This window comes from Mesorhizobium sp. M1348, from assembly GCF_040317925.1.
Lineage (GTDB): Bacteria > Pseudomonadota > Alphaproteobacteria > Rhizobiales > Rhizobiaceae > Mesorhizobium.
Map to the genome: position 1 here is coordinate 153,984 of NZ_JAMYLH010000002.1, position 18,239 is coordinate 172,222.

Sequence of the window (18,239 nt, forward strand, 5' to 3'; positions counted from 1 at the left end):
TCGATACAAGCAACGGCAGAACCTAAGTAATTGATCCGTCAAGGTCAAGGACCCGAACCCGATAGTTCGGCACTTACCAGCGGAGCAGGACGGCGCCCCAGGTGAAGCCGCCGCCCATCGCCTCAAGCAGTACTAGGTCACCCTTTTTGATGCGACCGTCGGCGACGGCCGCGGACAGTGCCAGCGGCACGGAAGCAGCCGAGGTATTACCGTGCAAATCGACGGTCACCACCACCTTCCGCTCCTCTATCCCGAGCTTTTTGGCCGAAGCGTCAATAATTCGTTTATTGGCTTGATGCGGCACGAACCAGTCGAGATCGGCGGCGCTGACGCCGGCCTGTGCGAACGTCGCCTCGATGACGTCGGTGATCATGCCAACCGCATGCTTGAACACTTCGCGGCCTTCCATCCTGAGGTGCCCGACCGTTCCTGTGGTCGACGGCCCACCGTCGACGAAAAGCTTGTCCTTGTGGATGCCGTCGGAGCGCAGGCTGGCCGCCAGAACGCCTCGGTCGGCGATGCCGCCTGCCCCCGTGCCTGCTTCCAGCACCATCGCGCCGGCGCCGTCGCCGAACAAAACGCAGGTCGAGCGGTCGTTCCAGTCGAGAATGCGCGAAAACGTTTCCGAGCCGATCACCAGCACGCGTCTGGCCAAGCCGCTGCGGATATAGAGGTCGGCGGTCGTCACTGCATAGACGAAGCCGGAGCAGACCGCCTGCAGGTCGAAGGCAAAACCGTGGTGCATGCCGAGCCGGTTCTGGATCTCGACCGCGGTCGCGGGAAAGGTGTTGTTGGGCGTCGAGGTCGCCAGCACGATCAGGTCGATGTCGTCAGCCGTCAGGCCGGCGTTGTCGAGGGCTGCGCGCGCTGCCGCCTCGCCCAGCGAGGCCGTCGTCTCGTCGTCGGCCGCGATGTGGCGCTGGCGAATACCGGTGCGCTGGACGATCCACTCGTCCGACGTCTCGACCATGCCTTCGAAATCGGCATTCTTCATAATGCGGCGGGGCAGCGCGGCGCCCGTGCCGCGCACGACTGATCTGATCAATGCTCTTTCCTATTCCTTTGCGTCGATGACGACGTCGGATTTCCGGATTGTCTGGGCATTCGGATTGCGGGCATGGAACAGGTCGAGATCGGCTTCGATGCGGTCAAGCAGATTGTTACGCACCATGTCGTAGCCAAGCTCGATCGCCGCCGCGAAGCCATCCGAATCAGCCCCGCCATGGCTTTTCACCACGATGCCGTTCAACCCGAGGAAGACGCCGCCATTGGAGCGGCCGACATCCATCTTCTCGCGCAGACGATCGAAGGCGGTCTTGGCAAAGATATAGCCGATCCTGGCCATCAGCGTCCGGTTCATCGCCGCGCGCAGATAGCCGGCGATCTGCCTGACCGTGCCTTCCGCCGTCTTGAGCGCGATATTGCCGGCAAATCCTTCGGTAACGACGACGTCGACACTGCCCTTGCCGATGTCGTCACCCTCGACAAAGCCATGGTAGTTCATCGAGGCCATGTTGGCCTCGCGCAGCATACGGCCCGCCTCCTTGACCTCCTCCTGGCCCTTGATCTCCTCGACGCCGACATTGAGCAGGCCGACGCTCGGCCGTTCGATGCCGAAAACCGAGCGCGCCATGCCGGTGCCTAGAATGGCAAAATCAACCAGTTGATGCGCATCGGCGCCGATGGTAGCGCCGACGTCCAGTACCACGCTTTCGCCGCGCAATGTCGGCCAGAGCGCCGCGATTGCCGGGCGATCGATGGTCGCCATGGTGCGAAGGCAGAATCTGGACATCGCCATCAACGCGCCGGTATTGCCGGCCGAGATGCAGGCATCGGCAGTGCCTGCCTTGACCGCCTCGACGGCCTTCCACATCGATGATTTCCAGCGACCATGGCGCAGCGCCTGGCTCGGCTTGTCGTCCATCCGGACTGCGATCTCGCAGTGGATGAACTCGCTCACTTCCGCCAGCTTGGGGAATTTGGCGAGTTCGGGCCGTACCACTTCTTCACGCCCATAAATGACGAAGCGTATATCCGGCCGGCGGGTGGCGACAGTCATGAGCGCCGGGATGACCACGCTTGGCCCGTGATCGCCGCCCATGGCATCAATGGAAATCCTGATCACGCGGTGTTCATCTCACGGTTGCTTGGCCAGCGGGCTTGCCAAGGTACGGGGCTCGCGAAGGTTCGGCGAAAATAACGGTTTTGGGCTGCCGCACAACCAACTTTTCTCAAATTGGGTCAGCTATCAGGATTTTCCCAATAGTGATCTGAGCTTTTGCTGGAATTCATTCTCCACAGGCTCGGCATCGCCGGCGGCCTCCAGCGACACACCCGGCTTGCGCGGATAGGGATCGATCGCCAAGCCAAAGAACTGTTCGGCAAGCGCCCCGACGTCAATCGCGTCGCCGGAAAAGGTTTCCGGGCTATCCGGCCCTTCGGCGTCGAGCAGGATCTCACCGCCGCCGTCGAAACCTTGCCGCCCGAGCTTGGATTGCTCCGGCAGGAACAGTGCTTCGATCGGCTCGTCGATATGCGCCTCGACCGGGTCGAGGGTGACGATGCAGGCCTGCGTTATATCGGCCTCGACATGGCCGCTGACTTTCACTCCGTTGCGCTTCCAGGGCTCGACCAGGAGTTCGGCGCGATAGTTTTCGACCGAAAGCAGCTCGTGCTCGGCGGCCAGCAGGGCGCGCTGCCCGGCGTCGGCATCGATCACCACCGGCAGCCCCTTTTGCGGCAGCCGGGCGACATTTGCCCGGAATGACACTGGGCTGTGGGTATCAGGATGTTTCATCTTCGCCTCCACTTCGCCACCTTCATTCGGCCTGCCGCCGCTCAAGCGTTGGCCACGGGAAATGCCACCGTGCCGGAAACGATCGATTCGGTCGGCTGTTGCGTAAGTTGCCTGGATGCATCGGCGGCATAGAGTGCCAGTTGCGACGCTTGCGGCCAGGCGCCGGCATCGGGCCTGACATTGCGGGCAAGGGCGGCGGCAAGTGCATCATGGTCATTTCGTTGCAGCGCATCGTCATAGGCGGCGGTGCGGCCATAGAACATCTTCGCCAGTTTCCGCATGCGCTTCGGCACGCCGACGTCGCCAATGCCCAATTCCCGCAACGAATGTTCGACATCCATGAAGAACTCGTCGATCAGCACCTGCGCAACCTCTGCCGCAGCACCACCCTCGCCGCGCAACCGGTGCTGGAACAGGAACATGTGCAACGACAGCATCTCGAAGCGGCCGAGCGGCGTGTCCGGCACGTTCCAGGCGGAATAAAACACCGTTTGCCGCGCCGCCGCCACGATTTGTGCGTAAAGCGCCTCGGTGATGGCGCGGTTGGCATGACGTTCGCGGCCAAAGAGGCGCTGGAACATTTGAGGGTGGTCTCCCGGGACCGTTTGTTGAAGTGGCCTTGTTGCATCGGCAAGCAAGCTGGTTTACCGGTTTTGCGGCCCAGCGCAAGTTGCGGCCAGCTTATGGAGTTGTAGTTGCGCGCGCTGAAATTCAAGTCGACTTTCCTGCCCAGGCCCGCCGGTGCGGTTTCGCTGCTGGTGATCGCCGCGGCGCTTTCCGCCTGCAATTCGTCCAAGATGATCGGCGATCTCAATCCGAGCGAGACGCTGACGCAGGGCTACGTCATTGACCAGCAGGCGATCGACCTGGTGCCGGTCGGCTCAAGTCGCGAACAGGTGCTGCTGGCGCTCGGCACTCCCTCGACGAAGGCGACCTTCGACAACGAGGCCTTTTATTACATTTCGCAGACGCGCAAGCGCTATGTCGCCTTCGACAAGCCGCGGCTGGTCGACCAGCATGTGCTGGCGGTCTATTTTGGCGATGACGGGCGCGTCACCCAGATCGCCAATTACGGCCTGAAGGACGGCAAGGTGTTCGACTTCATCTCGCGCACCACGCCGACCGGCGGCAAGGACCAGAACTTCCTCAGCCAGATCATCAGTGGCGCCAGCAAGCTGGCGCCTGGTGTTCCGGGCGCCAGCGGCAGCAGCACGCTCGGCGGCACCTGATCCACCCCGGCGGTATCGGCTTTCGTTCCTTTCGCTTCCCTGTAAGCGGCACATCTCAGGCAATGAAAAACCCGCGGGAGCGATCCCGCGGGTTTTGTCTTGAGTCGTAGCGGCTGAGCTTAGCCGTGCGCGAGCACGGCCAGCAACAGCAGCGCGACGATATTGGTGATCTTGATCGCCGGGTTGACCGCCGGCCCAGCAGTATCCTTGTAGGGATCACCCACCGTGTCGCCGGTCACCGAGGCCTTGTGCGCTTCGGAGCCCTTGAGGTGCTTGAGGCCGTCCTTGTCGACGAAACCGTCTTCGAACGACTTCTTGGCGTTGTCCCAGGCACCGCCGCCGGAGGTCATCGAGATGGCAACGAACAGGCCGTTGACGATGACGCCGAGCAGCGAGGCGCCGAGCGCGGCAAAGGCGGATGCCTTCGAACCGGAGATCAGGAGGACGCCGAAATAGACCACCAGCGGCGCCAGCACCGGCAGCAATGACGGAACGATCATCTCCCGGATCGCTGCCTTGGTCAGAAGGTCGACGGCGCGCGCATAGTTCGGCTTCGAGGTGCCGGCCATGATGCCCGGATCCTCGCGGAACTGCTTGCGCACCTCCTGGACGATAGCACCCGCGGCGCGGCCGACGGCGGTCATGGCGATGCCGCCGAACAGATACGGGATCAGGCCACCGAAGATCAGGCCGGCGACGACGTAAGGATTGGAGAGGTCGAAGGAGACGTCGCCCATGCCCTGGAAGTAGGGGTATTTGTCGCCATTGGCGGCAAAGAACTTCAGGTCGTTAGAGTAGGCCGCGAACAGCACCAGCGCGCCGAGGCCGGCCGAACCGATAGCGTAGCCCTTGGTTACCGCTTTGGTGGTGTTGCCGACCGCGTCGAGCGCGTCGGTGGACTGGCGCACTTCCTTTGGCAGGCCGGCCATTTCGGCAATGCCGCCGGCATTGTCGGTGACCGGGCCGAAGGCGTCGAGCGCGACGATCATGCCGGCGAGGCCAAGCATCGTCGTCACCGCGATCGCCGTGCCGTAGAGGCCGGCAAGCTGGTATGTCGAGATGATGCCGCCGACGATGACGATCGCCGGCAACGCCGTCGATTCCAGCGAGACCGCTAGGCCCTGGATGACGTTGGTGCCGTGACCGGTGACCGAGGCCTGGGCGATGGAGTTCACCGGACGCTTGTTGGTGCCGGTATAATATTCGGTGATCACCACGATGAGGCCGGTCACTACAAGGCCGACCAGGCCGCAGATGAACAGGTTCGTGCCGGTGATGGCCATGCCGGCGACGGTGCCGATCTCACCCCAGCCGATGCATGCCGAAGTGGCAACGGCAAGGCCGACAATCGACAGCAGGCCGGTGACGATCAGGCCCTTGTAGAGCGCGCCCATGATCGAGCCGCTGGAACCGAGCTTGACGAAGAAGGTGCCGACGATCGAGGTCAGGATGCAGGCGCCGCAGATGGCCAGCGGATAGAGCATGGCCGCGCCGAGAACGGCGGTGCCACCGAAGAAGATGGAGGCGAGGACCATGGTGGCGACCACGGTCACCGCATAGGTCTCGAACAGGTCGGCGGCCATGCCGGCGCAATCGCCGACATTGTCGCCGACATTGTCGGCAATGGTCGCCGGATTGCGTGGATCGTCTTCGGGAATGCCGGCTTCAACCTTGCCGACGAGATCCCCGCCGACGTCGGCGCCTTTTGTGAAGATGCCGCCGCCAAGACGGGCGAAGATCGAGATCAGCGAGGCGCCGAAGCCGAGCGAAACAAGCGAGTCGATGACGACGCGATCGTTTGGCTGCAGTCCCATGAACTGGGTCAGGATCAGGTAGTAGATCGAGACGCCGAGCAGGGCCAGGCCAGCAACCAGCATGCCAGTGATGGCGCCCGACTTGAAGGCGATCTCGAGGCCGGCAGCGAGGCTGTTGGAAGCTGCCTGCGCGGTGCGCACATTGGCGCGCACCGAGACGTGCATGCCGATGAAGCCAGCGGCACCCGATAGAACGGCGCCGATCAGGAAGCCGATGGCGGCGGTGATCGAAAGCAGCCACCAGGCGAGCAGCAGGACCACAACGCCGACCATGGCGATGGTGGTGTATTGGCGCGCCAGATAAGCCTGAGCGCCTTCGCGGATGGCCGCGGAAATTTCCTGCATGCGTGCATTGCCCTGATCGGCCGCGAGGACCGAACGTGTCGCCCAGATGGCGTAAAGGACTGAAAGCAGACCGCAGGCGATGACAGCAGAAATTATGGTCATTGCCGAATTTTCCTCGATTGGTGGCCCAAAAGAACCCCTCCCCGGACCGTTGAGACAGGGACGAATTTTCCGCAACCGGAATCCGTCCCTTCGCAGCGGCTTATGCGAAACAGGGCTCAGAACGTCAAGATATTGTTCGGTTCCTGTCCGGCTTTCGCCCAAAAGATCCCGGGTTTCGTCCAAAAGGCCGGACGGCAGTGCGCCTGTCGACACTGCCATCCGGTTAGATCGATTGAAATCGGCGAACGGCCGTCAGGCTTTGCGCGGGTCGCCGTCCGGCTGGATGACGAAGACCAGCACCACCAGCATGGTCATGTAGAATTTGAACGCCGCCTCCTGACCATTCCATGTTGAAGACTGCCACATGGCGAACCACTCGCCGCCAACGACCATGAAGCCGAAATACCAAACGAGGAAACCCATGGTGGCGGCAATGATGGCGAACTTCTTGGCGTCGTTGAAAGCCTGTCCGCTGGCGTTGCGCGCCTGCCAGAGTTGCCAGGCGGCGATCAGGTAGAGCAGACAGGTCAGCGCCTCGCCAATAATGATCAGCCAGTAGCCTGCCGTCCACAAGGCCGGGCTGGTGATCGAGCGGTACATCAGCGCATTGCCGGGAAAGGTCGTGTCCATGCTCAGCACATGCTGGACAAAGGCGAAGTTTGAGCCGTAATCGGTGATGTTGCCGAAGGCGACGAGGAAGGCGAAAGCCGCCAGACACAAACACATGACGATCTTGGAGAAACGCGCGGTCATGGCAAGAACTCCTGCTGAAAGATCGGGGCATCGCACTCATCAATCGCCGAGTCCCGAAGATCGCGCAACGGGTGGGCCAGTGATCATCGTGCTCACAGCCATTGCGAGACATTATGCCGGCAAGCAAGACATTGCCGAGACTATCGAAGCCCTCGATCTCGACGGTGATTGCGCTGTGGGCGACTTGGTCTCTGTGGTTAGAGCCGGCACACAGCATGATTTCGCCATCATCCGCCGCCGCTGGGTCGCCAGCGAAACGGGCACCACGCTCGAACTGACGCTCGACCATCCAGCGCGTTCAACGGGCCGCTGAAAGAAACGAACTTCGCCCCGAGAGGTTACTCGGCCTCGCGTCCCATGCGCCGAGCCGTGTAGCGCTCGATCGCCGACAGCCCATCATAGATCAGCACTGCAAGGGCGGCGACGATCAGGCCGCCCTGCAGGATGAAGGCGAGGTTGTTCGATAGCAGGCCGGCGATGATCACCTCGCCCAATGTCCTCGCCGCCACCGTCGAGCCGATGGTCGCGGTGGCGAGGCTGATCACCACCGACAGCCGGATACCGCCGAGAATGATCGGCGCGCTGAGCGGCAGCTCGACCTTGACCAGCCTTTGCCAGCCAGTCATGCCGGCGCCACGCGCCGCCTCGACGACGTTGGCCGGCAGCGTCGTCAGGCCGGTCAGCGCGTTCTCGAAGATCGGCAGCAGCCCATAGAGAAACAGCGCAATCAGCGTCGGCTTTTCGCCGAAGCCGACCGCCGGCACGGCAAGCGCCAGCACCGCCACCGGTGGAAAGGTCTGGCCTATATTGACCAGGCTGCGCGACAGCGGCAGGAATTCGGCGCCGGCTGGCCTGGTGACCAGGATGGCGAGCGCGACCGCAACGATTGTCGCGGCAACCGTTGCGATCAGCACGGTCCGCAGATGCAGCAGCGTTAGCGTCAACAGGCTGCCCTGATTGTAGATTACCGGCGCATTGTTCTCTGTCAGCGGCTTCAGCAGCGGTTCGAACCAGCCGGGATTGGTGACGAAGGCGATAAGCACCACCACCACGGCAAGCCTGAGCAGTGATGGAAGCCAAGCCTTTAAGCCAGCCTCTTTCATGCCGGCCTCGCCGCGCGCTTGACCAGCCCGTCCACCGTGACGCGGCCAAGCGGCTTGCCGTCGGTATCCTTCACCGGCAGCGCCGGGCGGCCCGACCACAGGAGTTCGGCGAGCGCGTCGCGCTGGCTGGCATCACCGGGGATCGCCTCGCCTTCGGCGGTGCCTTTTTCCACCGCGTCGCGGACCCGGCCAAGCGACAACAGCCGGAACGGTTTTTCGCTGGCACCTACCAGGGTTTCGACAAACGCACTGGCCGGTTTTGCCAGTATCTCGGCCGGCCCGGCATATTGCACCACTTTGCCGCCATCCATCACTGCGATCTTGTCGCCCATGTGAACAGCCTCCTCCATGTCATGGGTGACAAGGATGATGGTGGTGCCGAAGCGCTTCTGGATCGCCAGCAGATCCTCCTGCGCCTTGTTGCGAATGATCGGATCGAGCGCGCCGAACGGCTCGTCCATCAACAGCACGTTGGGTTCCGCGGCAAGCGCGCGGGCGACGCCGACGCGCTGCTGCTGGCCGCCGGAAAGCTCATGCGGATAGCGTGGCCCGTAGGCTTGCGGGTCGAGCTGGTAGAGCGTCATCAGCTCGTCGACGCGGGCCTTGATGCGGTTGGCATCCCAGCCGAGCAATACCGGCACAGTGGCGATGTTCTGCGCCACCGTGCGATGCGGAAACAGGCCATGGCCCTGGATGGCATAGCCGATGCTGCGACGCAGCTCGTAATCCGGCACCGAGCGGTTGTCTACGCCGTCGAGCTTGATCACGCCCGATGTCGGCTCGACCAGCCGGTTGATCATGCGAAGCAGCGTCGTCTTGCCGGAGCCGGAGGTGCCGACGATGACGGCGATGCTGCGCGGCTCGATTACTATCGACACGTCGTCGACAACTGTCGTCTCGCCGTAGCGCTTGGTGATGCCTTCGATCTCGATCATGCCGTTTCAACCCTGCGCTTGCTGGCGGTCATTTCGATCACTGCATCGAGGATGATGGCGGCGGCGAAGGCCAGCGCCACCGTGGGCACGGCGCCAAGCAGCACCAGGTCCATCGCCGTCTGGCCGACGCCCTGGAACACGAACACACCAAAGCCGCCGCCGCCGATCAACGCGGCAATCGTGGCGAGGCCGATATTCTGCACCAGCACGATGCGGATGCCGGTGAGGATCACCGGGAAGGCCAGCGGAAACTCGACGCCGAACAGCCGCTGGCGGTCGGTCATGCCCATGCCGCGCGCTGCGTCGTTGGCGGCACGTGGCACACCGGCAAGGCCGACCACGGTGTTGGCCACCACCGGCAGCAGCGAATAAAGGAACAGGGCGACGAAAGCCGGCGCTGTGCCGATGCCGCGAATGCCGAGCGCGGCAGCTCCCGGCACATGCGAAGCAACCCAGCCGAGCGGTGCGATCAAGAGGCCGAACAGCGCGATCGAAGGAATAGTCTGGATGATGTTCAGTACGTTGAGCACACCGGCCCGCAATTTCTCGACGCGGTGGCAAAGGATGCCTAGCGGCAAGCCGATAATTACTGCTGCCGCCAGTGAACCCAGCGCCAACGTCACGTGCTTGGAGCCTTCCGCCCAAAAACTATCTGCGCGATTGAAATATTCCTTGAGGATCGACAGGCTGTTCCAGCTCCCCGAGACCAGCAGCAGGCCGATCGCCGCTGCGGCGACAACAAGCACGCCGACCCGTGCCTGCGGCGACAGGTTCAGCCTTGTAAGCACGTCGGCGAGCAGAAGCGTGAAGGCGAAGATAAGCAGCCAGAAGCCCGAAGCCGGCGAGACACGGGCGAAGGTGTTGCCGGCAGGCGTCAGGAAGCTGCCGGCAACGCCGATCAGCAGCGCCAGCGCCGCAAGTGCAACCACACTGGCGACGAGGCGCAGAGCAAGCGGCGTTTTCAGCAATGCAATGAGCGCCGCTGCGACAACAATCGCCATCAATACCGGACCGACCGCCGCAGGCAAAGATTCGAGGATCGAGCGCGCCTCGCCGGGTACGATGCGATTGGCGCGGAACGTGGCGAATGGTGCCGCAAAAGCCGCATAGGCTGATATCGCCGCGATGACCACGCCGAGCTTGTCGAACCGGATGCGCACGCCCTCCCCCATCGGCCGATCCGGCGCACCTCGAAAGCGGCGCGCCGGAATCGCCTTACTTCAGGAAGCCGTTCTTTTTCAAAAAGTCCTCAGCGACGCCCTTGACCGGCTCGCCGCCAACCTGCACGCGGCCATTCAACTCCTGCAGCGTGACGAGATCGAGCTTGGCGAAGACCGGCTTCAGCAGCGTCTCGATTTCGGGATGCTCCTTCAGCACCGCCTCGCGGATGATCGGCGCCGGCTGATAGACCGGCTGCACACCCTTGTCGTCTTCAAGCACGACGAGGCCGGAAGGCGCGATGCCGCCGTCGGTGCCATAGACCATGGCGGCGTTGGCGCCGTTAGTCTGGTTGGCCGCAGCGGCAATGGTCGCCGCCGTGTCGCCGCCCGACAGCGTGATCAACTGGTCCGGCTTCAGTGTGAAGCCATAGGTCGTCTGGAAAGCGGGCAGCGCGGCCGCCGAATTGACGAACTCGGCGGAGGCCGCCAGCACCACCTTGCCGCTGCCCGAAACGTATTTGCCGAAGTCGGACAGCGTCACAAGCTTGTTGGTCTCGGCGACCTCCTTGCGCAGGGCGATCGCCCAGGTGTTGTTGGCCGGTGACGGGGACAGCCAGACGATCTTGTTGGCGTCGTAGTCGAGCTTCTTGGCAGTCTCGTACGCCTTGGCGGCATCTTTCCAGACCGGATCGTCGGCCTTCTCGAAGAAGAAGGCGGCGTTGCCGGTGTATTCCGGATAGATGTCGATCTCGCCGGCTGTAATCGCCTTGCGTACCACGGGCGTGCCGCCGAGCTGGATGCGGTCGGTGGTCTGGATATTATTGGCGTTCAGCACCAGCTGGATGATGTTGCCGAGCACACCGCCCTCGGTGTCGATCTTCGACGACACCACCACCTGGGCGCTTGCCGAGGCTGCCGTGATGCCGAGCCCCAGTACAGCACCGGCCAGAACCTTGATTGAAAACATCTCACAAATCCCTTGCTGTGAACCGGAATACGGCTGCCGCATATGAGCATGGCTTCGATGCCCCGTCGGGCTACACGGTTTCATAAGAAGAGGGATGGGCGCAATAATTTTGTTCGAATGCGAGTGACTCCGCTGCCGCGCCGTCCCGACAGCGTGACGTCAGTTGGCCGCGCGCAAGCCCGTCATCTTCAACACGCCCAGTGCCACGAAGCACAGCACGACGACCGGGAAAATCATCCAGTTCAGCATCTCCCAGCCCCAGGCATTGTAGACCGCCCCCGACATCAGTGAGGCGAAGGCGACGGAGCCGAACAGGACGAAATCGTGGAACCCCTGGACCTTGCCTTTTTCGGACGGCTGGTAGCTGTCGGCCACCATGGCGGTGGCGCCGATGAAGCTGAAGTTCCAGCCGAGGCCGAGCAGGATCAGCGTCGTCCAGAACTGCCACAGTGCCAACCCCGACAGCGCGACTATACCGCAGCCAATGAGCAGCACCAGGCCGATGGCCACGATCCGCTCCGCGCCAAAACGATGGATCAGCGACCCCGTAAAGAAGCTCGGCGCGAACATCGCCATGACGTGCCAGGAAATGCCGAGCGTGGCGTCGTCGGTCGACAGGCCGCAGCCGACCATGGCCAGCGGCGCTCCGGTCATGACGAAGCTCATCAGCGCGTAGCTGCCGACGGCGCAAAACAGCGCCGCGACGAAGCGCGGCCTGGTGACGATTTCTGAGAGCGGCCGGGCGTCGCTGTCGGCGATTTCCACCTTGTCGGTTGCCTTGGCCGGGATGCGCAACAAAGAGAGAATGGCGCCGCCGACCGCCGCCAGCACCAGGACGGACGCAAACGAGCCGGCAAACTTCACCGGCGAGAACAGATCGCCGGTGAAGATGACGATCTGCGGCCCAAGGATGGCGGTGACGATGCCGCCGGCCAGCACGAAGGAGATGGCGCGCGCCTTGAATTCAGGCGGCGCATTGTCGGCGGCGGCAAAGCGGAACTGCTGGACGAAGGCGCCGCCGATCCCGATCACGGCCAAGCCGAAAGCGAACAGCCAGAAGCTGGCATGAAACAGCGCCAGCGTGGCGACCAGGCCGCCAAGTGCTGTCACCGCCGTGCCGGTCATGAAACCGTCGCGCTGGCCGAGCCGGCGGATGATCGCCGCGGCCGGCAGGGAACCGAGCGCCACGCCGACATTGAAACCGGTGATCGGCGCGGTTGCCAGCGACTTGTCGGCGTCGAGCAGGTACTGCCCGGCCAATCCGCCCATGGAAATGGCGATGGGTGCGGCCGAGCCGATGATCGCCTGCGAGGCTGCGAGGATGAAGGCGGTACGACGCGCTTCCTTGCCGGCCTCAACGGCGACGACAGCAGTCATGAGGCGTCCTTGCCGCGGCCCTCGCCACGCACCCGGCGCGACACGCGATCGAGCACCGCATTGACCAGTTTCGGCTCGTCTTCTTCGTAAAATGCCTTGGCGATGTCGACATATTCGGAGACGATGACCGCCACCGGCACGTCCTCGCGCTGCATCAGCTCGTAGACGCCGGCGCGCAATATGGCGCGCAATGTCGAATCGAGCCTCGACAGCGGCCAGTCCTCGGTCAGCGCCTGTCGGATGATCGGATCGATGGTCTTCTGGTGCTCGACGACGCCGGCAAGAATGGCGCGAAACCATTGCGCATCGGCTTCGCGATAGAGCGCGCCGTCGACTTCCTTGCCGAGCCTGAACGCCTCGTATTCAGCGGTGATCTCAAATACGCCGCTGCCGGCGACGTCCATCTGGTAGAGCGCCTGCACGGCGGCCAGACGGGCAGCACCACGCTTGTTGGCGTGACGAACCGCAGGCTGTCCGGGCGCAGCGGGTTCGCTCACGATGGCTCTCCCAACTGCTGCTTGAGCGCAATCATTGTGAGCGCCGCACGCGCCGCAAAGCCGCCCTTGTCGCCTTCCGAACGCCTGGCCCGTGTCCAGGCCTGTTCGTCGTTTTCGGTGGTCAGGATGCCGTTGCCGATGCAGACCGAATCCTGCACGGACAGGTCCATCAGGGCACGGCTGGAATCATTGGCGACGATATCGAAATGATAAGTGTCGCCGCGGATCACCGTGCCGAGGGCGACGAAACCGTCATAGTTCGTCCCGCCTTCGGAGGCACCGTCGAGCGCGAAGGAAATCACCGCCGGGATTTCGAGCGAGCCAGGAACGGTGACGACATCGTATGTCGCGCCCGCTTCGTCGAGCGCGCTGGTCGCGCCTTCGAGCAACGCGTCCGCAAGGTCGTCGTGAAAGCGCGCCTCGATGACAAGAAGGTGGGCCTTCTTCTTCGGACGGATGAACGCTTTGCCGTGTTGGGATGTGCCTGCCATAGATGTCTCCGGGGATCGCCGGTGACTTAGGCCGAAGCCGGTTTGATCGCAAGCGGAAGATTGCCGAACGAACTTTCAAGGCCAACCCGGTGGCGGTCGCATCAGGGAATGGGCTTTATGGACGACCGCCTCAAAGTCCCTCCTTCGCCGCCTCCACCAATCGCGCCGCGTAGCGGGCCATGGTGTCGATCTCGAGATTGACCCAGTCGCCGACCTGGCGTTCGCCCCAGGTGGTGACGGTCAGCGAATGGTGGATCAACAGCACGTCGAAGCGGGTGCCTTCGACCTTGTTGACGGTGAGCGAAGTGCCGTCGAGTGCGACGGAACCCTTGGGGGCGATGAATTTGGCAAGCTCGCGCGGTGCTTCCAGGGTAAAGCGCACGGCGTCACCCTCTTCCTTGCGGGCCACGATCTCGGCCATGCCGTCGACATGGCCTGACACGATATGGCCGCCAAGCTCGTCGCCGATCTTCAGCGCCCGCTCCAGGTTGATGCGCGTGCCGGATTTCCAGCCCATCGCGGTCGTCAGCCTGAGCGCCTCTTCCCAGGCCTCGACCTCGAACCAACTTGCGTTGGCGCCATCTTCCGGCAATCCCGTCACCGTCAGGCAGACACCGCCGCAGGAAATCGAGGCGCCGATGGCAATGGTCTGCGGATCGTAGGCGGTGTCGATACGCAAACCTACGCCTTCCCTGAGCGGCTTCACGGCAGCGACGGTGCCGACATCGGTGACGATTCCAGTGAACATTAGTTTGGCCCCGTGAACATCAGTTCGGTCCTAGATGTCTCTTATCCATTCCGCATATGTGTCTTCGCCGAAACGCATGTTGCGCAATTTGCGAAATCCCGGTGGGATATTGTTGGCATCGATCGGCGATGCAATGCCGCCCTCGCCGATCGCGTCCGGCCCCCGAAACAGCACGATGCGATCAACCAGTTGTTCGTCGAGGAACGCCTTGGCCACCCTGGCGCCGCCCTCGACCAGGACGCTGGCCATGCCGAGCGCCGCCAGATCCTCGAGCAGTTCCGGCAACGCAATATCGCCTTCATACGTCTCAGTGCCGATGAAGCGCACGCCGGCGCGTTCGAGTGCGGCGCGCCGGTGCGGATCGGCCTCGGCGCAGGCAGCGATATAGAGCGGCACGCGGTCGACGCCGGCGACCAGTTTCGAAGTCTCGGGTAGCCTGATCTGACGGTCGAGCACGATGCGCGCCGGCGAACGGCTCTCCAGTCCCGGAAGCCTAACCGTCAGCGCCGGATCGTCCTCCAGTGCCGTGCCGATGCCGATCAATATGCCATCGGCTTCGGCGCGCATCAGATAAACTTCGCGCCGGGCGATATCGCCGGTGATGGAGATCTGTCCCTCGCCTTTCACGCCGATCTTGTTGTCGCTCGAAAGCGCAAGCTTCAGAATCACTTCCGGGCGTTTTTTCAGAGATCGAATCAAATAGCCGGCCATCTGCTCCGCGGCCTCGGCCGCCAGCACTTTTTCCACCACCTCGACGCCGGCGGCATGCAAGATTGCATAGCCCTTGCCGGAAACACGCGGGTCCGGATCGCTGGCAGCGCCGACCACACGCGTCACGCCGGCACTGACCAGCGCATTGGCGCAAGGCGGCGTGCGGCCGTGATGGGCGCAAGGCTCCAGCGTTACATAGGCGGTGGCGCCGCGCGCCAGTTCGCCGGCCTCCGCCAAAGCCTCGGTCTCGGCATGCGGCCGGCCGCCGACGGCCGTGACGCCGCTGCCGACGATCATCGGCCCATCGCCGTCGTCGCGTACGATCAGCGTGCCGACGGAAGGATTGGTCGAGGTCCGGCCGGCATTCTTGCGCGACAGCCTAAGGGCTGCCGCCATATAGCGGCGATCGAGGACCTCTTGCTCCGCCGTGCTGCGCTCGGACCTTGCCATGCTCAGCCGGCGTCCTCTTCGCTCTTCAGCTCTTCGCCCCTAGGCTCGTCAGTTTTGAGCTCGTCGCCCTTGAGCTCACCCAACACGTCGTGGAAATCCTTGGCCTCGCGGAAATTACGGTAGACGGAGGCAAAGCGCACATAGGCGACATCATCGAGTGACTTCAGTGCCTCCATGACCAGCCGGCCCACTTCGCCGGATGCGACTTCGGTCTCGCCCGAGCTCTCAAGCTGGCGCACGATGCCGGTCACCGCGCGGTCGATGCGCTCGGGATCGACATTGCGCTTGCGTACCGCGATTTCGACCGAGCGCAGCAGCTTGTCGCGGTCGAATGGCACCTTGCGTCCAGACTTCTTCACCACGACGAGGTCGCGCAGCTGTACCCGCTCGAAAGTGGTGAAGCGGCCGCCGCAATCCGGGCAGACGCGCCGCCTGCGGATCGCCGCGCCGTCTTCGGCGGGCCGCGAATCCTTCACCTGCGTATCTTCAGACTGGCAGTAGGGACAGCGCATGGAGAGCCTTCGGTTCGCGATTCTCGTGGAGCGAAAGGCTTAGAGGTTTTTGCCACGATGGCAAAGTATGGCCGATGACCGATCGCGCCTCTGAGATAGCGAGGCACGAGGAAAATTGCGAGAGCGGCAATCAGTTGGACGGCAATACGCCAATCAGGGAGCGACGTCGCCGGTCGGGAAGCCGCAGGACGTGCCGAGATAGCGATAGGCCTTGGTGAAGCCGTCCATCGATATGGTCGCGACCGGCTTGTCGGCCAAGCTGACATCGAGGGCGCTGGTACGGCGCATGGCACGCAGTATGGCAAGCGTGGTCTCGGGCTTGTTGTTCATCATCCACTGTCCGTCGGCGATAAGATGAAAACCAGCCTTGATCTTGTCGTTGACGTCGCGGAACACGGCCGGGATGTTGTCACCCTTGGGCAAGTCACTGTTTTTCACGGCGATGATGAGGCTCGGATAGCCCTCGGGCGGCAGCACGTCGCCATTCGAGATGGCCAGCGTAAGGGTGCCGCTGGTCCCGTTAGCGTCGAAAAAGACCGTCGAGGCGGCACAGGTCTTGCGCACATCCTCACCGGTGTTGACCTCGTCCACCGTGGTGGACCACCTGCCGAAGGTCTCTGTCTTGGGTGCTGCTGGCGTCGGCTCGGTCTGCGCCAAGGCGGCGTCGGACTGCTGCGAGATGGCTAAGGTGAGCAAGGCGCCAACGCTGGCGAAACGGAAAATTCGCATCATCATCAAGCCTCTCCGAGATGCCGCCGTGCCCAGTTGATCGGCGCCGTCACAGTTGGGGAACGACGCCCTGCGTCAGCCAAGATAGGGGTAAAGCGGAAAACGATCCGTCAATGCCGCCACCTTGGTCTTCACGGCTGCCTCGACGGCCGCATTGCCCTCGTCGGAATTGGCGACTTTCAGTCCATCCAGCACTTCGGCGATCAGCTTGCCGATCTCGCGGAACTCGGCCTGGCCGAAGCCGCGCGTGGTGCCGGCCGGCGTGCCGAGCCGAACGCCGGAGGTGACGAAAGGCTTTTCCGGGTCGAAGGGGATGCCGTTCTTGTTGCAGGTGATGTTGGCGCGGCCAAGGGCAGCCTCGGCGCGCTTGCCGGTGGCGTTCTTGGGGCGCAGGTCGACCAGCATCAGATGGTTGTCGGTGCCGCCGGAGACGATGTCGAGACCGGTCTCCTGCAGACTGGAGGCCAGCGCCTTGGCATTGGCGACGACGCTCTCGGCATAGATCTTGAAGCTCGGCTTCAGCGCCTCGCCCAGAGCCACCGCCTTGGCGGCGATGACATGCATCAGCGGTCCACCCTGCAGGCCGGGGAAGACGGCCGAATTCATCTTTTTGGCAATATCCTCGTCGTTGCAAAGGATCATGCCGCCGCGCGGGCCGCGCAGCGATTTGTGCGTCGTGGTGGTGACCACGTGGGCATGCGGCAGCGGCGAAGGATGCATGCCGCCGGCGACCAGGCCGGCGATGTGGGCCATATCGACCATCAGATAGGCACCGATCGAATCGGCGATCTCGCGAAAACGCTTCCAGTCCCAGACGCGTGAATAGGCGGTGCCGCCAGCCAGGATCAGCTTTGGCCTGGTCTCATGGGCGGTCTTCTCGATCGCGTCCATGTCGAGCAGATGATCTTCCCTGCGCACGCCATAGGAGACAACCTTGAACCATTTGCCGCTCATATTGACCGGCGAGCCATGCGTCAGGTGCCCGCCGGAATTGAGGTCGAGGCCCATGAAGGTGTCGCCGGGCTGCAGCAGCGCCAGGAACACCGCCTGGTTCATCTGGCTGCCGGAATTCGGCTGGACGTTGGCGAAGTTGCAGCCGAACAGCTTTTTCGCGCGTTCGATGGCCAGTTCCTCGGCGACATCGACGAATTGGCAGCCGCCATAGTAGCGCTTGCCCGGATAGCCCTCGGCATATTTGTTGGTCATGATCGACCCTTGCGCCTCGAGCACGGCGCGCGAGACGATGTTTTCCGAGGCAATCAGCTCGATCTCGTGGCGCTGGCGGCCGAGTTCGTTGCGGATCGCGCCGAAAATCTCGGGGTCGGCATCGGCAAGCGTGGTTTCGAAGAAGGATTCGAATTTGTTCGACACTGCCGCTGCTGTTGCCATGGGCTGAAATCCTCAAGGTTCGGGGTCTGTCGCGCCATTAACACAGTTGCTTTCGGCCCGCCACGTTTGCAGCGCGAAATTTGCTGGCCGGATTGCGGCAGCCCCCCTGAAAGCACATTATTTCTTCGCC

The 18,239-nt window shown here is 63.0% G+C and carries 20 protein-coding genes; 2 read left to right on the forward strand and 18 right to left on the reverse strand.

The window, feature by feature from the left end; translation table 11 throughout:
• Window positions 1-73: 73 nt before the first annotated feature.
• The 4 genes from NKH13_RS04815 to NKH13_RS04830 form a co-directional block, all read right to left on the reverse strand.
• Complete coding sequence (locus tag NKH13_RS04815) at window positions 74-1,045, reverse strand: beta-ketoacyl-ACP synthase III (RefSeq protein WP_352714820.1); 972 nt, start codon at window positions 1,043-1,045, stop codon at window positions 74-76.
• A 9-nt stretch (window positions 1,046-1,054) separates the two neighbouring features.
• A complete protein-coding gene (gene plsX, locus NKH13_RS04820) occupies window positions 1,055-2,125 on the reverse strand; it encodes a phosphate acyltransferase PlsX (RefSeq protein WP_352449317.1) in 1,071 nt (356 codons plus the stop codon).
• Window positions 2,126-2,248: 123 nt separating this feature from the next.
• Entirely contained in the window at window positions 2,249-2,797 is a 549-nt protein-coding gene (locus NKH13_RS04825; protein ID WP_352714822.1) for a YceD family protein, read from the reverse strand.
• 41 nt (window positions 2,798-2,838) lie between these two features.
• The gene (locus NKH13_RS04830) at window positions 2,839-3,378 is read right to left on the reverse strand and encodes a ubiquinol-cytochrome C chaperone family protein (protein WP_352714824.1); all 540 of its coding nucleotides are present in this window, start codon (window positions 3,376-3,378) and stop codon (window positions 2,839-2,841) included.
• 114 nt (window positions 3,379-3,492) lie between these two features.
• Between NKH13_RS04830 and NKH13_RS04835 the strand changes: the two genes are divergently transcribed.
• Window positions 3,493-4,026 carry an outer membrane protein assembly factor BamE gene (locus NKH13_RS04835; protein ID WP_352714826.1) on the forward strand — a complete coding sequence of 178 codons (534 nt, stop codon included), beginning with the start codon at window positions 3,493-3,495 and terminating at the stop codon, window positions 4,024-4,026.
• 119 nt (window positions 4,027-4,145) lie between these two features.
• On the opposite strand, the gene NKH13_RS04840 is transcribed toward NKH13_RS04835, so the two are convergent.
• Window positions 4,146-6,287: a sodium-translocating pyrophosphatase gene (locus tag NKH13_RS04840; protein WP_352714828.1), complete on the reverse strand. Its 2,142-nt coding sequence runs from the start codon at window positions 6,285-6,287 to the stop codon at window positions 4,146-4,148.
• 252 nt (window positions 6,288-6,539) lie between these two features.
• Window positions 6,540-7,040: a DUF2165 family protein gene (locus tag NKH13_RS04845; RefSeq protein ID WP_352714830.1), complete on the reverse strand. Its 501-nt coding sequence runs from the start codon at window positions 7,038-7,040 to the stop codon at window positions 6,540-6,542.
• 79 nt (window positions 7,041-7,119) lie between these two features.
• Here NKH13_RS04845 and NKH13_RS04850 point away from each other — a divergent pair, with 79 nt between their 5' ends.
• Window positions 7,120-7,353, forward strand: a complete 234-nt coding sequence (locus tag NKH13_RS04850; RefSeq protein WP_352714832.1) for a hypothetical protein — start codon at window positions 7,120-7,122, stop codon at window positions 7,351-7,353.
• Between the two features lie 25 nt (window positions 7,354-7,378).
• Here NKH13_RS04850 and NKH13_RS04855 read toward each other — a convergent pair whose 3' ends face one another.
• The 12 genes from NKH13_RS04855 to glyA all read right to left on the reverse strand — a co-directional run bounded on the left by NKH13_RS04855 (window position 7,379) and on the right by glyA (window position 18,109).
• Entirely contained in the window at window positions 7,379-8,143 is a 765-nt protein-coding gene (locus NKH13_RS04855) for an ABC transporter permease (protein WP_352714834.1), read from the reverse strand.
• A complete protein-coding gene (locus NKH13_RS04860; protein ID WP_352714836.1) occupies window positions 8,140-9,078 on the reverse strand; it encodes an ABC transporter ATP-binding protein in 939 nt (312 codons plus the stop codon). Before NKH13_RS04860 ends, NKH13_RS04855 begins: the two co-directional genes overlap by 4 nt.
• Complete coding sequence (locus NKH13_RS04865) at window positions 9,075-10,250, reverse strand: ABC transporter permease (protein WP_352910877.1); 1,176 nt, start codon at window positions 10,248-10,250, stop codon at window positions 9,075-9,077. Before NKH13_RS04865 ends, NKH13_RS04860 begins: the two co-directional genes overlap by 4 nt.
• A gap of 43 nt (window positions 10,251-10,293) precedes the next feature.
• Window positions 10,294-11,205 carry a glycine betaine ABC transporter substrate-binding protein OsmF gene (gene osmF / locus NKH13_RS04870; protein WP_352714840.1) on the reverse strand — a complete coding sequence of 304 codons (912 nt, stop codon included), beginning with the start codon at window positions 11,203-11,205 and terminating at the stop codon, window positions 10,294-10,296.
• A 159-nt stretch (window positions 11,206-11,364) separates the two neighbouring features.
• Window positions 11,365-12,582: an MFS transporter gene (locus tag NKH13_RS04875; RefSeq protein ID WP_352910879.1), complete on the reverse strand. Its 1,218-nt coding sequence runs from the start codon at window positions 12,580-12,582 to the stop codon at window positions 11,365-11,367.
• Window positions 12,579-13,079: a transcription antitermination factor NusB gene (gene nusB, locus NKH13_RS04880; protein ID WP_352714844.1), complete on the reverse strand. Its 501-nt coding sequence runs from the start codon at window positions 13,077-13,079 to the stop codon at window positions 12,579-12,581. The genes NKH13_RS04875 and nusB overlap by 4 nt, the downstream gene beginning before the upstream one ends.
• Complete coding sequence (ribH, locus tag NKH13_RS04885; RefSeq protein WP_352714846.1) at window positions 13,076-13,570, reverse strand: 6,7-dimethyl-8-ribityllumazine synthase; 495 nt, start codon at window positions 13,568-13,570, stop codon at window positions 13,076-13,078. Before ribH ends, nusB begins: the two co-directional genes overlap by 4 nt.
• Window positions 13,571-13,700: 130 nt before the next feature.
• A complete protein-coding gene (locus NKH13_RS04890; RefSeq protein ID WP_352714847.1) occupies window positions 13,701-14,318 on the reverse strand; it encodes a riboflavin synthase in 618 nt (205 codons plus the stop codon).
• A 30-nt stretch (window positions 14,319-14,348) separates the two neighbouring features.
• Complete coding sequence (gene ribD / locus NKH13_RS04895) at window positions 14,349-15,479, reverse strand: bifunctional diaminohydroxyphosphoribosylaminopyrimidine deaminase/5-amino-6-(5-phosphoribosylamino)uracil reductase RibD (protein ID WP_352910882.1); 1,131 nt, start codon at window positions 15,477-15,479, stop codon at window positions 14,349-14,351.
• Window positions 15,480-15,481: 2 nt separating this feature from the next.
• Window positions 15,482-15,991: a transcriptional regulator NrdR gene (gene nrdR / locus NKH13_RS04900; RefSeq protein ID WP_292658679.1), complete on the reverse strand. Its 510-nt coding sequence runs from the start codon at window positions 15,989-15,991 to the stop codon at window positions 15,482-15,484.
• 153 nt (window positions 15,992-16,144) lie between these two features.
• A complete protein-coding gene (locus NKH13_RS04905; RefSeq protein WP_352714850.1) occupies window positions 16,145-16,726 on the reverse strand; it encodes a hypothetical protein in 582 nt (193 codons plus the stop codon).
• Window positions 16,727-16,795: 69 nt separating this feature from the next.
• Window positions 16,796-18,109: a serine hydroxymethyltransferase gene (gene glyA, locus NKH13_RS04910; RefSeq protein WP_292658681.1), complete on the reverse strand. Its 1,314-nt coding sequence runs from the start codon at window positions 18,107-18,109 to the stop codon at window positions 16,796-16,798.
• Window positions 18,110-18,239 lie beyond the last annotated feature (130 nt).

What these genes read in the sequence shown, in the direction of transcription:
- glyA (WP_292658681.1), bottom strand. Translation starts at nt 18,109, where the DNA reads ATGGCAACAGCAGCGGCAGTGTCGAACAAATTCGAATCCTTCTTCGAA.
- NKH13_RS04905 (WP_352714850.1), bottom strand. Translation starts at nt 16,726, where the DNA reads ATGATGATGCGAATTTTCCGTTTCGCCAGCGTTGGCGCCTTGCTCACC.
- NKH13_RS04860 (WP_352714836.1), bottom strand. Translation starts at nt 9,078, where the DNA reads ATGATCGAGATCGAAGGCATCACCAAGCGCTACGGCGAGACGACAGTT.
- NKH13_RS04875 (WP_352910879.1), bottom strand. Translation starts at nt 12,582, where the DNA reads ATGACTGCTGTCGTCGCCGTTGAGGCCGGCAAGGAAGCGCGTCGTACC.
- NKH13_RS04890 (WP_352714847.1), bottom strand. Translation starts at nt 14,318, where the DNA reads ATGTTCACTGGAATCGTCACCGATGTCGGCACCGTCGCTGCCGTGAAG.
- NKH13_RS04825 (WP_352714822.1), bottom strand. Translation starts at nt 2,797, where the DNA reads ATGAAACATCCTGATACCCACAGCCCAGTGTCATTCCGGGCAAATGTC.
- NKH13_RS04855 (WP_352714834.1), bottom strand. Translation starts at nt 8,143, where the DNA reads ATGAAAGAGGCTGGCTTAAAGGCTTGGCTTCCATCACTGCTCAGGCTT.
- NKH13_RS04840 (WP_352714828.1), bottom strand. Translation starts at nt 6,287, where the DNA reads ATGACCATAATTTCTGCTGTCATCGCCTGCGGTCTGCTTTCAGTCCTT.
- osmF (WP_352714840.1), bottom strand. Translation starts at nt 11,205, where the DNA reads ATGTTTTCAATCAAGGTTCTGGCCGGTGCTGTACTGGGGCTCGGCATC.
- NKH13_RS04865 (WP_352910877.1), bottom strand. Translation starts at nt 10,250, where the DNA reads ATGGGGGAGGGCGTGCGCATCCGGTTCGACAAGCTCGGCGTGGTCATC.
- NKH13_RS04845 (WP_352714830.1), bottom strand. Translation starts at nt 7,040, where the DNA reads ATGACCGCGCGTTTCTCCAAGATCGTCATGTGTTTGTGTCTGGCGGCT.
- nrdR (WP_292658679.1), bottom strand. Translation starts at nt 15,991, where the DNA reads ATGCGCTGTCCCTACTGCCAGTCTGAAGATACGCAGGTGAAGGATTCG.
- ribD (WP_352910882.1), bottom strand. Translation starts at nt 15,479, where the DNA reads ATGGCAAGGTCCGAGCGCAGCACGGCGGAGCAAGAGGTCCTCGATCGC.
- NKH13_RS04830 (WP_352714824.1), bottom strand. Translation starts at nt 3,378, where the DNA reads ATGTTCCAGCGCCTCTTTGGCCGCGAACGTCATGCCAACCGCGCCATC.
- ribH (WP_352714846.1), bottom strand. Translation starts at nt 13,570, where the DNA reads ATGGCAGGCACATCCCAACACGGCAAAGCGTTCATCCGTCCGAAGAAG.